Source organism: Chryseobacterium gambrini (genome assembly GCF_900156825.1).
Lineage (GTDB): Bacteria > Bacteroidota > Bacteroidia > Flavobacteriales > Weeksellaceae > Chryseobacterium > Chryseobacterium gambrini.
In genome coordinates this window covers 16,666-29,607 of record NZ_FTOV01000024.1, presented here as the reverse complement: position 1 = coordinate 29,607, position 12,942 = coordinate 16,666, and the positions used below count along the sequence as shown (strand labels likewise).

At 36.2% G+C, this 12,942-nt stretch carries 13 protein-coding genes and 1 pseudogene; 8 read left to right on the top strand and 6 right to left on the bottom strand.

Going from position 1 to position 12,942, the window contains the following annotated elements:
* Positions 1 to 176: pseudogene (locus BW951_RS23305) on the bottom strand (IS982 family transposase); the annotation flags it as partial.
* 148 nt (positions 177 to 324) lie between these two features.
* Here BW951_RS23305 and BW951_RS21715 point away from each other — a divergent pair.
* The gene (locus BW951_RS21715; protein ID WP_076396711.1) at positions 325 to 702 is read left to right on the top strand and encodes a YchJ family protein; all 378 of its coding nucleotides are present in this window, start codon (positions 325 to 327) and stop codon (positions 700 to 702) included.
* Between the two features lie 223 nt (positions 703 to 925).
* Here the strand turns inward: BW951_RS21715 and BW951_RS21710 are convergent, their stop codons facing one another.
* Together BW951_RS21710 and BW951_RS21705 are read right to left on the bottom strand one after the other, a co-directional pair.
* Positions 926 to 1,426, bottom strand: a complete 501-nt coding sequence (locus BW951_RS21710; RefSeq protein WP_076396709.1) for an FKBP-type peptidyl-prolyl cis-trans isomerase — start codon at positions 1,424 to 1,426, stop codon at positions 926 to 928.
* Positions 1,427 to 1,506: 80 nt separating this feature from the next.
* Positions 1,507 to 1,758, bottom strand: coding sequence for a VF530 family protein (locus tag BW951_RS21705; protein WP_076396707.1), 252 nt, complete (start codon positions 1,756 to 1,758; stop codon positions 1,507 to 1,509).
* A gap of 120 nt (positions 1,759 to 1,878) precedes the next feature.
* Between BW951_RS21705 and BW951_RS21700 the strand changes: the two genes are divergently transcribed.
* From BW951_RS21700 to BW951_RS21670, 6 genes are all read left to right on the top strand, one after another.
* Positions 1,879 to 2,973 carry a sensor histidine kinase gene (locus tag BW951_RS21700; RefSeq protein WP_076396705.1) on the top strand — a complete coding sequence of 365 codons (1,095 nt, stop codon included), beginning with the start codon at positions 1,879 to 1,881 and terminating at the stop codon, positions 2,971 to 2,973.
* A 3-nt stretch (positions 2,974 to 2,976) separates the two neighbouring features.
* Positions 2,977 to 3,654 carry a LytR/AlgR family response regulator transcription factor gene (locus BW951_RS21695; protein WP_228427590.1) on the top strand — a complete coding sequence of 226 codons (678 nt, stop codon included), beginning with the start codon at positions 2,977 to 2,979 and terminating at the stop codon, positions 3,652 to 3,654.
* Positions 3,655 to 3,905: 251 nt separating this feature from the next.
* Positions 3,906 to 4,658, top strand: a complete 753-nt coding sequence (locus tag BW951_RS21690) for a dioxygenase family protein (protein WP_228427589.1) — start codon at positions 3,906 to 3,908, stop codon at positions 4,656 to 4,658.
* Positions 4,659 to 4,790: 132 nt separating this feature from the next.
* Positions 4,791 to 5,432, top strand: coding sequence for a pirin family protein (locus BW951_RS21685; RefSeq protein WP_076396703.1), 642 nt, complete (start codon positions 4,791 to 4,793; stop codon positions 5,430 to 5,432).
* A gap of 21 nt (positions 5,433 to 5,453) precedes the next feature.
* Entirely contained in the window at positions 5,454 to 6,488 is a 1,035-nt protein-coding gene (locus BW951_RS22440; RefSeq protein WP_084196513.1) for a T9SS type A sorting domain-containing protein, read from the top strand.
* 94 nt (positions 6,489 to 6,582) lie between these two features.
* Positions 6,583 to 7,080 carry a hypothetical protein gene (locus BW951_RS21670; RefSeq protein WP_076396701.1) on the top strand — a complete coding sequence of 166 codons (498 nt, stop codon included), beginning with the start codon at positions 6,583 to 6,585 and terminating at the stop codon, positions 7,078 to 7,080.
* 101 nt (positions 7,081 to 7,181) lie between these two features.
* Here BW951_RS21670 and BW951_RS21665 read toward each other — a convergent pair whose 3' ends face one another.
* The 3 genes from BW951_RS21665 to BW951_RS21655 form a co-directional block, all read right to left on the bottom strand.
* Positions 7,182 to 8,207, bottom strand: a complete 1,026-nt coding sequence (locus tag BW951_RS21665) for an LLM class flavin-dependent oxidoreductase (RefSeq protein WP_076396699.1) — start codon at positions 8,205 to 8,207, stop codon at positions 7,182 to 7,184.
* 78 nt (positions 8,208 to 8,285) lie between these two features.
* Positions 8,286 to 9,368, bottom strand: a complete 1,083-nt coding sequence (locus tag BW951_RS21660; RefSeq protein WP_084196512.1) for an acyltransferase family protein — start codon at positions 9,366 to 9,368, stop codon at positions 8,286 to 8,288.
* A 16-nt stretch (positions 9,369 to 9,384) separates the two neighbouring features.
* Complete coding sequence (locus BW951_RS21655) at positions 9,385 to 11,526, bottom strand: S9 family peptidase (protein ID WP_076396695.1); 2,142 nt, start codon at positions 11,524 to 11,526, stop codon at positions 9,385 to 9,387.
* Positions 11,527 to 12,375: 849 nt separating this feature from the next.
* Here BW951_RS21655 and BW951_RS21650 point away from each other — a divergent pair.
* Positions 12,376 to 12,888 carry a YceI family protein gene (locus tag BW951_RS21650; protein WP_076396693.1) on the top strand — a complete coding sequence of 171 codons (513 nt, stop codon included), beginning with the start codon at positions 12,376 to 12,378 and terminating at the stop codon, positions 12,886 to 12,888.
* Positions 12,889 to 12,942 lie beyond the last annotated feature (54 nt).

Genomic DNA, 12,942 nt, shown 5'->3' with positions numbered 1-12,942 from the left:
CCGTAATGAAACAGAATCATAATGGTCATTACTTCACTTTCAGACATGACTGATCTTCGGTTTCTCTTCTTAATTTTTTGGTCTTGTAAAGAATACTCTTTCAGAACGTGGTTAAATTCTTTAAAAAACTCATCAACGATGTAATAAATAGTTGTAATTTTATCATCAGAAATCATAGCAGAAGTTTTAGTTAAATATTTGAATTTAAGCACTTTAAACATACAACTTCTTCTGCTTTTTTCTATGATGTTTTTTTTATTTTTACATCGAACTCACGTTAGTTAAAAAAGAATTTAAGACTTTTGCAATCTAAAATTTAAAACAATGAACTGTCCCTGCTGTTCCGGAAAGAGCTACGAAGAATGCTGTAAACCTTATCATACAAAAGAAAAATCTGCTCCGACCGCAGAAGCATTGATGCGCTCAAGGTTTTCTGCATTTGCGATTCCGAATGGTAAATATTTAATGGAAACCACTTCACCGAGTAAAAGGCAGTTTCACAATACAAAAGATTTACAGGAATGGGGAGAAATTAATGAGTGGACAAAACTGGAAATTGTAAATAAACCTTCCATGAATAAAGTGGAATTCAAGGCTTTTTACACTGATGAAAACGGAGGAAACCATGTTCATCACGAATTATCTACCTTTAAAATGATCCAGAACCGCTGGTTTTATGTGAGCGGTGAATTTTTAGAATAAAAAGTTGATATTATTGGTTGATATTCGCAAAGACGCAAATTTTAGCATACTTTAAGGTTTTAAGGCGCAAGGATTTTATCTTCGATAAAATTGACAGTGCCGAATTCTGAACAGCTTTGATTTATTGCACTTTAAAACGTCCCCACAAAAATAAAACTTTGCGTTTTTGTGAAATCCAGAAAATAAAAATGTCCGATTAAAAACCGGACATTCTTTTTATATTTTAGTGAGCTTCGTTTCCGTCTACTCCATGAGCGTGACCGTGAGACAATTCTTCTTCTGTCGCAGGACGTGTGTTTAAGATTTCAACCTGGAAATCTAACGTTTTCCCAGCCATCGGGTGATTAAGATCTGCTACAACAGCTTCCGGAGTTACCTCAACCACAATTGCCTGAAAGTTATTTCCCTGATTGTCTGATAATGGTAAAATTGCTCCTACAGGCGGAATTCCAGCTTCCTGGAACATATCGATCGGCAACTGAGCGATTGCATCCGGTTGTCTTTCGCCATACGCTTCTTCAGGCTGAATAGTAAAATCAGCTTTATCACCAGCTTGTAAGCCGTGGATATTCTGCTCAAATTTTGGAATCATCATTCCTACTCCATACAAAAATGTAAGTGGATTTTCTGCTGTTGTTTCTTCTACAAGAATTTTACTTCCATCCGGCTCAATAGTATGTAGGATATACTTTACAGCTACAACGTGATTGTTTTCGATTGTCATATTTTATTCTTTTTTCGTGATTTCTTTCACGATTAACGGCACAAAGATACTGTTTTTGAAATCATTGACCGAAGAAATATTTATCTGTCTTTTTTTCTTTCGTTACGCTTTTTCTCTCTCTGCACAAAAAGATATAAACTTTCTACTTTCGCTCTTGCCCAGTCTGTTTTTCTTAAAAATTTCAGAGAAGAGTTAATGCTCGGATTGTCTGTAAAACATCTGATATTGATCTTTTCGCCAAGTTTTTCAAAACCATTGTAATATTCTACCAGCTCTTCAAGAATGGCATCTAGTCTTTTTCCGTGCAGAGGATCTTTAGATTGTTGTTCCATGCCGTAAAAGTAGAGAATTTGTATTTTATGGCAAATAAAATAATTTTAAGGAAACTAAAAAAACTAATGCTTTTAAATAATTTTTCGCAAATTATGAATTCAAATTAATAATTTAGTTCAATGAAAAAGCTTTTGCCGCATATTATCCTTATTCTGTTGCTTCTTACAATACCGATTGTTTCTTCTCCGGATTTCGACGGAACGCTTTCCGTTTTCAGGGTTCCACCTTTTCAAAGGGAGTTTATCCGTTTCGTGCTGGTTATTATTTTCTTTTATTTAAACCTTAAAATCTTTCTTCCAAAATTTTACCGAAGAAAAAAATATGTTCTTTTCACACTTTTTGTCCTCTTCTGTTTTGGGGGTATGGTTTTTCTTCCTACTTATATTTCTCCGGAAAATCTGTTTCCGGAAGAATATCAGAAAATACAGATGAGCCCTTCTGAAATATCTGATCCAAATGGCAGTTTTCCGGAACCTTCAATGGAAGGAAGGGCGCGATTTAGAAATTTTGCCCCTAAAAGAAATGATGGTTCTTATCATCAGATGATATTTACTTCTCTGCTGCCGTTTCTTTTTTCTTTTTTATCCTCATTCTTTATTTACAGAAGTAACGAAAAGAAAGAACTGGAAAAATTAAAGGCAAAAGCTGAACTGCTGAATTTAAAATATCAGCTGCAGCCTCATTTCCTGTTCAATATTCTGAATTCTATTTATTCTCTGGCTCTGTTAAAGTCTGATGATACACCGGACGGAATTTTAAAGCTTTCCAACGTGATGCGTTATGTGGTGCAGGAAAGCAGCAAAGATTTTGTGGAATTAAGTCAGGAAATTGACTATATAAAAGACTATATTTCTTTACAACTTATAAGAACCGACAGCAGTCTGGATTTTTCCTACACGGAGATCGGAGAAATGAAAGGACTGAGAATTGCACCGTTCATTTTGGTTAATTTTATTGAAAACGCATTCAAATATGGCTTCAATGCGGAAAAAAATTCCAAAATTTCTGTAAAAGCCGTTGTTCAGGAAGGTATTTTAAATTTTAATGTATTCAATAATATCGTGAACGAAAATATAACTGATGAAAGCAGCCTGAAAGTGGGACTGAAAAATACGATTGAACATTTGCAACAGATTTACGGGGAAAAACAAACCCTTGTTATAACCAGCAACGGAAAGACATACGATGTGGATCTAAAAATTAATTTAATCTGATACATGATGATAAAAGCCATTGCACTGGATGATGAGATTCTGGCTCTTAAAATTATTGAGAATTATTCCGGAAAAATTGAAAATCTTTCTCTGGAAAAGACTTTTAATATACAAAGCGATGCCCAGAAACATCTCAATAAATATCCTGTTGATCTGATTTTTTTAGATATTGAAATGCCTTCCAAAAACGGAATGGATTTTTATAAAAGTATTTCTCAAAATACAAAAGTTATTTTTACCACGGCTTATTCTGAATATGCCGTAGATGCCTTCAATATCAATGCGGTAGATTATCTATTAAAACCTTTTTCTTTTGAAAGATTTAAAGCGGCTGTGGAAAAAGTAAAAGTGAGTAGTGAATCTGCAGATGTAAAATATCTTTCTATCCGTGCAGATTACAAACTTCACAAAATTAACTTTGATGATATTATTTTGATCGAAGGTTTAGACGATTACATTCAGATCCATCTTGCAGATCATTCCAAGATTACCGCACGCTCCTCCATGAAAAATATTCTGGAAAAACTTTCAGAAAAAGATTTTGTGAGGGTCCACCGTTCTTATATTGTTCCCGTAAAACTGATTAAAACGATTGTAAACCGCAATATTCACATAGGGGAATTTATCATTCCGATTGGGGAAACATTTAAAGGTGTGGTAATGGAGATTGTAAATAAATAATTTTACTTCATCTTTAAACCACCCCTTCAAAAATTCTTCGAATTTTTGCCACCCTGAATTTCTATTCGGTAATTCTCTGCTATTTCTATCATATTATTCTTAACATTTCTTAAAAAAAATCCATTTACCGACACATTTTTGCTGTTTACCTCATAAATTTCATAAGCTGTTTTTTTCAAAATACATTTGTTACAGGAAATTAAAGAATGACATTGAAATCATTCAAATAGTAACCTTTAAAAAAACATATTATGAAAACAATAGACAGAAAAGGGTTTTTAAAAACTCTTGGTTTGGCGGGTGTTACCGCAGTAGCAGCTCCTATTTTGATACGTTGCGGAAGTGATGACGATATCACAGATACCACAACAGGTTCATCTTCAAGTTCAAGTTCCTCTTCCGGATCCTCTTCATCGGCATGTTCTGTTACCAACTCGGAGACTGAAGGTCCTTTTCCTACAAAATCTCCTTCTACACTTGTACAGACTAATATTGTAGGAGACAGAACAGGTGTTCCTTTTACGATTGCAATTACCGTTCAGAATATAAATGCAAGCTGCGCCAATCTTCAGGGAGCTATTGTTGATATCTGGCATTGCGACAAAGACGGAAACTATTCTGAGTACGGAGGAACGACGATGCAGACTGCCGATTATACGTCTTACCATTTCCTGAGAGGAAGACAGACAACCGATGCCAACGGAAAAGTTTCTTTCACAAGTATATTTCCGGGATGGTATCAGAGCAGAGCCACCCACATCCATGTTCACATTTATAATTCTGCAGGTCAGTCTCTTCTGGTAACGCAGATTGCATTTCCTGAAGGCAGCGACAGCGCAGTGGTTCAGGTAGCTTCAAGTACAGGATATAAAGGAATGAGCGGATATACTTATAATGCAAGTGATAATGTATTCAGCGACGGAACCTCTAATGAGATGTCTACGATTACCGGAAGTGTAAGCGCGGGATACGCTCTTACTCATACAATAAAAGTTTCGGCTTAAAAAAATAAAACAGAGGTTGTTTTACTATTAGTTTATTAGTTTTCCACAAAAAGCACAGATTTACACGGGTGTGAAGTGATTAGATGTGTTTATCTGTGCAGTGTGGAATTCCTCAAAAAAAATCCAATCAAAATGTTAGTTCAAAGTCCATCACGTATTTTTAAATCGGATCTTTCTGTTTGGAAGAAAGAAAATTCATGTATTCTGAACGAGATGATTCCCGATGAACATTCAGGATTGCACAAAATAACAGAAGTTGTTTTCGAGGAAAACGGAACATTTGATTTTAATTATCAAAAAAATTCTACTGTTCTCATCATCATTCTTTATGGGGAAATCGCCATTAATGATTTTGAAAAACCCGTTTCTGCGGAGCATATTTTTACTTTAAAATCTGAAGAAAAAAATATACTGAACCTCAGAAATAACAGACAGGATGAAAAAGCCGATATTTTAATTTTTGAACTGAAAAGCATAAAAACCGATACTTTTTTCTCTGTCGAAGATCTCAAGATCAACAAAAGAAATCATTTGATCCAGATTTCTGAGAAAGTGGAATATCCCAATTTCATAGGGTTATATGAAGGAAGAAAAGAAGAGGAATATGCTCTTCATCACAAAGGAAAATCAATTTTCGGAATGGTGATTAACGGCGCTTTTGAATTTCAGAACAGACTTTTAGAAACCAGAGACGCGATCATCATTTCTGAAATCGAAACTCTGGAATTTGAAGCATTAAGTGAAAATGCACTTTTACTTTTCTTTGAAGTTTAATTTAAAATAAAAACTAAATACATGGACAGAAAAAAATTTTTAAAAAACTCATTCGGACTGGCAGGAATAGCTGTTGCTGCACCTGTTCTTTTCCGATCGGAAATTTTTCATGAGGAAATGCTGCCGGAAAAGTCTTCTCAAAATGTTTTAACCTGCAGTGTCACCAATTCAGAAACAGAGGGTCCTTTTCCTACACATACTCCTTCGAGCCTTGTACAAACCAATATTGTGGGAGACAGAACAGGCGTTGCCTTTACGATGAATATTTACATAAAGAATACCAACGGAAACTGTGCTGCCTATCAAGGAGTTCTGGTAGACGTTTGGCACTGTGATAAAGACGGCAACTATTCCGAATACGGAGGTACGGCAATGCAGGCTGCAAATTACACCAACAATCATTTTCTTCGCGGAAGACAGACCACAGATGCAAACGGACTTGTAAGTTTCACGAGCATATTTCCGGGATGGTACCAGAGCAGAGCCACCCACATTCATGTTCATATTTACAAAGCGGACGGAACTTCTCTTCTGGTAACGCAGATTGCATTTCCGGAGGGAACAGGCAGTGCTGTTTATAATGTAAATGTAAACGGAACTTCATACGGCTATACAAAAGGCATGACAGGTTATACCTATAATGCGAGTGATAATGTATTTTCAGACGGAACCAGCAATGAGATGAGTACCGTAACGGGTTCTTTATCTGCGGGATATATTTTAACTCATACCATTTATGTAGCAGGAGCCGTTTTAGGAACTCAGGAAGCAGCAAACACCAAAAATTTTAATGTGGGACAGAATTATCCAAATCCTTTCAGAGAAGAGACTATTTTCCCGATTACTCTTAACGAAAGATCAACAGTAAGTATTGAACTGTTTGATGTGAGCGGAAAAAAACTTTTCAGTGTGATCGACAAACAAAAACTTGCATCCGGAAGTCAGCAGATCAAAATGACGAAAAATCAGTTGAAATCCGGAATGTATGTCGCAAAAATTACGATTGATAATACGAAGGGAACGTTTACAGAAGATTTTAAAGTGCTTGTAAACTGAACTTATTGAGTATTAGATATTTTTCATATCAATTTTGTTTAGGATCAGGGCAGAATCAGAAAAAGACTGCCCTGTTTTATTAAAATTTAAAATGATGAAGGCTAAAATAAAACTGGGATTCCGGATTTTAATTGATCAGAATTCTGAAATTGTCTGGGATAAATACATTTTTGAGGATACGTATTTTGAATATAAAATCCAGCATCAGGTTTTTGATGATAAAGAAAATCCGGTAAAGAATTACTGGGAATTGCTGAGAAAAAATCCTCATGCGGAAAAAATTCCGTTTTTGCTGAGTTCAGCGGTGGTGAACTATGTTGCCCAGCTTAACGGTGAGATCAGAAGTCTTCCGGATGTTTTGGGAAATACTTTTTTCCCGATTGAAAATTTCAAACTGGATCTTATCAGCTCCAATGTGGAAGATCCTTCAAAGCATAAAATAGGTTTGACTTTTTACACGCCTGAATTATTGCTGATCGATATCATCGACAATAAGTATCTTTTAAGTAAAAATACTTCAGGAGACTGTTTTGAAACGTTCATGTTTGCCTTTCATCCGCAGGTTGCAATAGTTTACTATAAAGCCTTATAATTTATATTGATTAATTTCTAAACAACAGGATGTTGTTTCATTTTTACAGATGATTTTTATTAAAGAGAAACCTCCGCTGAAATTCAGCGGAGGTTTTGTTTTTAAAGATCTTGGATGAGTGGTTTTACTTCTTTGCCAAACAGCTCGATAGATTTCATCATAAGATCATGCTCCGGAGCTCCCACATCCATGTGTCCGATAAATCTTGTAATGCCGAAAATTTCTTTCAGGTAAGCAATTTTATCTGCCACTTCTTTCGGAGTACCTATGAACAATGCTCCTTCTTTGCTTCTTCCGCCGTCATACTGCATTTTCGTGTAAGGAGCCCAACCTCTGGAAGAACCGATTCTGTCCATCTGCGATTTATAGTTGTGGAAATATCCTTCAATCACTTCCGGATCATCACTTACAAAAGTATGCGAATGAACGGCAATCTGCATTTTTGAAACGTCGTGTCCCGCTTTTTTATATTCCTGCTTGTAGAATTCAATTAAATTTCTGAATTGTACCGGCATTCCGCCAATAATTGCCACCACTAAAGGCATTCCCAACTCTGCGGCACTTAAAACCGACTGCGGGGTTCCGCCGACAGCTCTCCAGATGGGCAGTTTTCCTTCATTTTTTGCTCTCGGATAAACCGTCTGGTTTTGCATTGGTGCACGAAGTTTTCCTTTCCAGGTTACATTTTCCTGAGAATTGATTTTAAGCAATAAATCTAATTTTTCATCAAAAAGTTCCTCATAATCGTTTAAAGAATACCCATACAACGGAAACGATTCGATGAAACTTCCTCTTCCGACGAAAATTTCAGCACGCCCGTCTGAGATTAAATCCAGAGTCGAGAAATCTTCATATACTTTTACAGGCTCTGATGAACTTAAAACCGTAACACCACTCGCTAATTTTATATTTTTTGTAATACTTGCCGCTGCAGCCAGAACAATTTCCGGAGAAGAAACCGCATAATCGGGACGGTGATGTTCTCCCATGGCAAAAACATCAATTCCTACCTCATCCATGAATTTTACCTGCTCCAGAATTTCACGAATCTTTACTCCTGCATCTTTATATTTTCCTGTTGTCTGGTCGAAAGCAAGATCGCCAAACATTCCTATTCCTAATTCCATATTGTTGATTTTATAGTACAAATTTACGGCAACTGAAAATAAGATGCATTGATGTTTGATAAGAAAGGAAATGAGATATTAAGTGCTGATTTTGCTTTTAAGTCTTAAAAACTGTTTTTCGAAAAGATGGTAAGAAAGCACCGAGCATACAACCGAAGCAATAAATGACAGCGCAACGACTAACATCCAGTTGAGATTGAATCTATTTCCTATTTTTATAAAAAACATGATTAAAATGGTGTGAAAAAGATACAGTCCGTAAGTGTATTTTCCAAGTTTTGCCAAAATACTTTTATCTGAAATTTTAAAAACATTTTTTGTTCCTAAAGTAGATAAAATTAACCCTGAAAATAAAACACTCAAAAGAAATGAAATCAGTGCAGGATTTGAAATTATTTTTGAATTCCCTATAAAAACAATAAATGCCAACACCAAAAAAGCATAACTGTATTTGTAAACAGCAGAAACCGTTTCAAGCTTTTGGATTAGATCTTCTCTAAAGACAAAAATATATGCAGGAATTGCTCCGAAAGCAAAATAATGAATATTGGTAAAGAGATCTAAAGTCGGAATTTGTAATTTTTCGTACACCATCTGCATGATGAATGAAAAAACAATACTTCCCAGAAGAAGTTTCGGAATATTTTTAAGGGAAATAAAGTAAAAAGCCAGTCCCCAAAAAATGTAAAAATGCTCCTCGATACACAAAGACCAGATCACAGTAATCGGCGATACTTTGGGAAGCTGATTGGTATACATCGCCATATAATTTTCCAGAAAAGTAAGGGTAAGCAACCAATTTGGCTGATATCCTTCGTTGGAATAGGAAATATTAAAAAAATCAAGAACAAAAGGCGTACATATCGCAAAAAGTACCATGGCATAATAAAGCGGCCATATTCTTAAAATCCTTCTCATAAAGAACTTTTTCAGCGGAATTGTTCCGTTATTGTTTATTTTTTCGAGAATAAGAATATAGGTGATAAGGAAACCGCTCAGTACGAAGAAAAAAGAAACACCAATCCCCCCTTGCTTGGAAAAATAGTATAGAAAACTATCTTCGGGAACGGGGGAATGGCGTAAAAAAACCAATAAAAAAGACAGAAACCTCAACGAATCGAACGTGTGAAAGTGTACTCTGCCTTTTTTGGTGAAGTTCATTATCAATTTTTCAGGATTATTTTTTCAGATTCTGATCAAAATAATCTGTTACTTTCTGCATAAGATGCACTCTGTCTTTGCCGATCACGTTGTGCGGATGTCCCGGATATACAAAATAGTCCAACTGAACACCATTATCAACCGCAGATTTGATGAATTTAACCGAATGCTGCCAAACCACAACATCATCCTGCGCTCCGTGAATCATTAATAATTTTCCTTTCAGATTCTGAACTTTATCAAGAAGATTGGCTGTTGCATAACCTTGTGGATTTTCCTGCGGAGTATCCATGTATCTTTCGCCATACATGATCTCGTACATACTCCAGTCGATAACAGGTCCTCCCGCAACGCCCACTTTGAAAACATCCGGCTTACGAAGCATGAAACTCGTTGTCATAAACCCTCCGAAGCTCCATCCGTGGATTCCCATTCTTTCGGAATCTACGTAAGGAAGAGATTTTAAATACTCTACTCCTTTCATCTGGTCGTTCATTTCTGTTGTTCCCAGATTTCTGAAAACTGCCTGCTCGAATTTTAACCCACGGTTAGAAGAACCTCTTCCGTCCATCGTGAAAATGATGTATCCGTTTTGCGCCATGTATTCGTACCAAAGATTTCCGGATGCAGGGAAAGAATTGGTAATAAGCTGCAAATGCGGACCGTTGTATAGATAAACGATCACCGGATATTTCTTGTTCTGATCAAAATTGATCGGAAGAATCATTTTTCCGTACAAAATTGTTCCGTCGTAAGCTTTTAAGTTGATATTTTTAATTTCCGGGCGCTGATAATTTTTCAGTGTATTTTCAGCAGTCAGAAGATTGTTTGTTTTTAAAGTGTTTGTGTTGATGATGTTGGCAACTCTTGGTGTATCGGCGTTGCTGTAGACATCATACAGGAAATTCCCGTCACTGCTTAACACCCCGGAGTGAACTCCTTCTGCGTTATCCATTCTCTGCATCTTAAAATTCGTCCAGTTGATTCTGTACAAATGCTTTTCCAATGGAGTCTCTTTCGTGGAGGTAAAATAGATTTCTTTTTTCTTTTCATTGAAACCTAAAATATCCGTTACCAGCCAATCTCCTTTTGTAATCTGTGCAACAAGTCCTTTTTCCAGATTGTAGTGGAATAAATGGTTGTATCCTGTTCTCTGGCTCTGCCAGATGAAATCTGTATTGGAATTCGGGAAGAACGTTAAAGGATGTTGAGGTTCTACATATTTATCGCTGGTTTCTTCGAATAAAGTTTTCACTAAATTTCCTGTCGAAACATCATATTGATTCATTTTCAGGTAATTCTGTCCTCTGTTCAGAACGCCTACAAAAATATACTTTGAATCCGGACTCCAGGTAACAGCCGTTAAGTACTGATCTTTTTCGCCTTCGATATTTAAGAAGGTTGTATTCTGAGTTTTAATATTGAAAACTCCCAGAGTTACCTGATGAGACGTTTTTCCCGCCATCGGATATTTGATATTGTGATTTACAGCAGGAGTTACAGACCAGTCAATAATCGGATAATCAGCAACCATCGTCTGATCCATTCTATAGAACGCTACACTTTCAGAATTTGGAGCCGGGAAAATTCCGGTATCAATTCCGAATTCGTTTCGGTGAACATTGGAAGCTCCATTCAGGATATTTTCATCGGTATCGTTGGTTACCGCAATGGTTTTTCCGTTTTTGTTAACAAATAAATTATTCTTTACGGTAAATGCAAAGGTCTGGTTATCTCCAAAAATCTTCATATTTTCAGCGTTATTATCCAAAGCAACGGAATTTTTTGTTTTCCAGTCGCTGCCGGATTTTTCTACCCATATCATTTTTCCGCCGGAATTAAAATATCCCTGAGAATTGCTGATGAATTTAATCTGTGGAACTGCTTTGAATTTATTGTCTGTTAAATTCTTATTCAGTTGAGATAAAGAAACCAGCGTATCCTGTTTGTTGGTTTTCAGATCGGTGATTAAATATCCGCCTTTTACCGCCTGAATATAAGATTTCCCATCTGCAGACCATGAAAACTGCGAGATGTTTTTAACGGCTAAGTTGGTTCTCATCCCGTTTACTGCCTCCGCCATTGTAAATTTTTGGGTCTGAGCCAATGCGCTGCTTCCCAAAACCAACATCCATAAAGATAATTTATATAATTTCATTGTATAAAATTGAATCCCTCAAAAATAAGAAATAAATATCAATGGTTAAGAAGTGTTAAAGTAAAATGGAGTTTGGTTTTTTGTTGGTTGTTGATGGCTGTTTGCTGTTGTTTATTTTTTATTTATTTGAAGTAATTTCAAATCTTATTAAACGACAAAGTGAGACTTTTGCTTTATTGAGATTTCTACGTCACAATGACTGGATTAGAATTTTAACGCAAAATACGCAATAGTTTTGTTTTAATGATTAGGCGGATTTTTGGTCGCAAAGGTACTTCGATAAGCTCGGCATAAACTATTCACTCAGCAAATGAACTGTATGCTTTTTTGTTTTGTAAGAATATGTAACGCAGATCCGAGCCATTTTTGAAGTTCGGGTTTGATTTTTGCTGAATGATAAAGAGAGGCTTTTGTTTTATTGAGATTGCTTTGCCGTTTCAGAACTACGTTCGCAGACCTTCTGCTCGCAATGACGTGTAATGAATAACCGGCTTCAATCCTAGCCGCGATTGCAGCAATTGTCTGAGCTCATTTCTTTAGTTTCGGCGCGGCTTTGCCGCGCCGAAACTAAAGAAATAGCGAGTGCGGAAAGCTCGATAAAGCTCCTGATTGAGTTTGAGAGTTGAGAGTTTTAAAGTTGGAGGGTTGGAGTGTTTAAGAGTGTGAGTGTATGAGAAATTAAGGTTGTTTTGCTTTTTCCTTAAAAAATATTTTTAAGATTTCTCGTTCGTTGAAATAGCAGGATTGTGAAAAATACAGCGAAAAGCATTTCTTATCCTACGTCAATGATTTGTACCTCTCTTCTGATATACATTTGCGGTATAATTAACAACAAAAAATATTAATACAATGGCAACAAAATGGAACCTAGACCCTGCTCACAGTGAAATTACTTTTAAAGTAAAACACATGATGATCTCTAATATCAAAGGAAACTTTACCGATTTTACGGCTGAAATTGATGCGGAAGACGATACTTTTGCGAATGCTAAAACAACGGCAACAGTTCAGACAGCTTCTATCTCTACGCACAATACAGACAGAGATAATCACTTAAGATCTGCTGAATTCTTTAACGCTGAAGCCAATCCTACGATTACTTTCGAATCTTCTGCACTGAACAATGAAGTAACAGGAAATTTAACGATTAACGGAATTACAAAGCCTGTAACACTTGATGTGGATTTTAACGGAATTAATGTTGATCCTTGGGGAAATACAAAGGCTGGTTTCTCTTTCGAAGGGAAAATCAACAGAAAAGATTTCGGACTGAACTGGAATGCTGCGCTTGAAGCAGGAGGTGTAATGGTAAGCGAGGAAGTAAAAATCGCCGGAGAATTACAGTTTGTAAAACAAGCATAAGAACATAAAAATCAAGGTAAAAGAGCAAAGGAAAGTTACATTACCTTTGCTCTT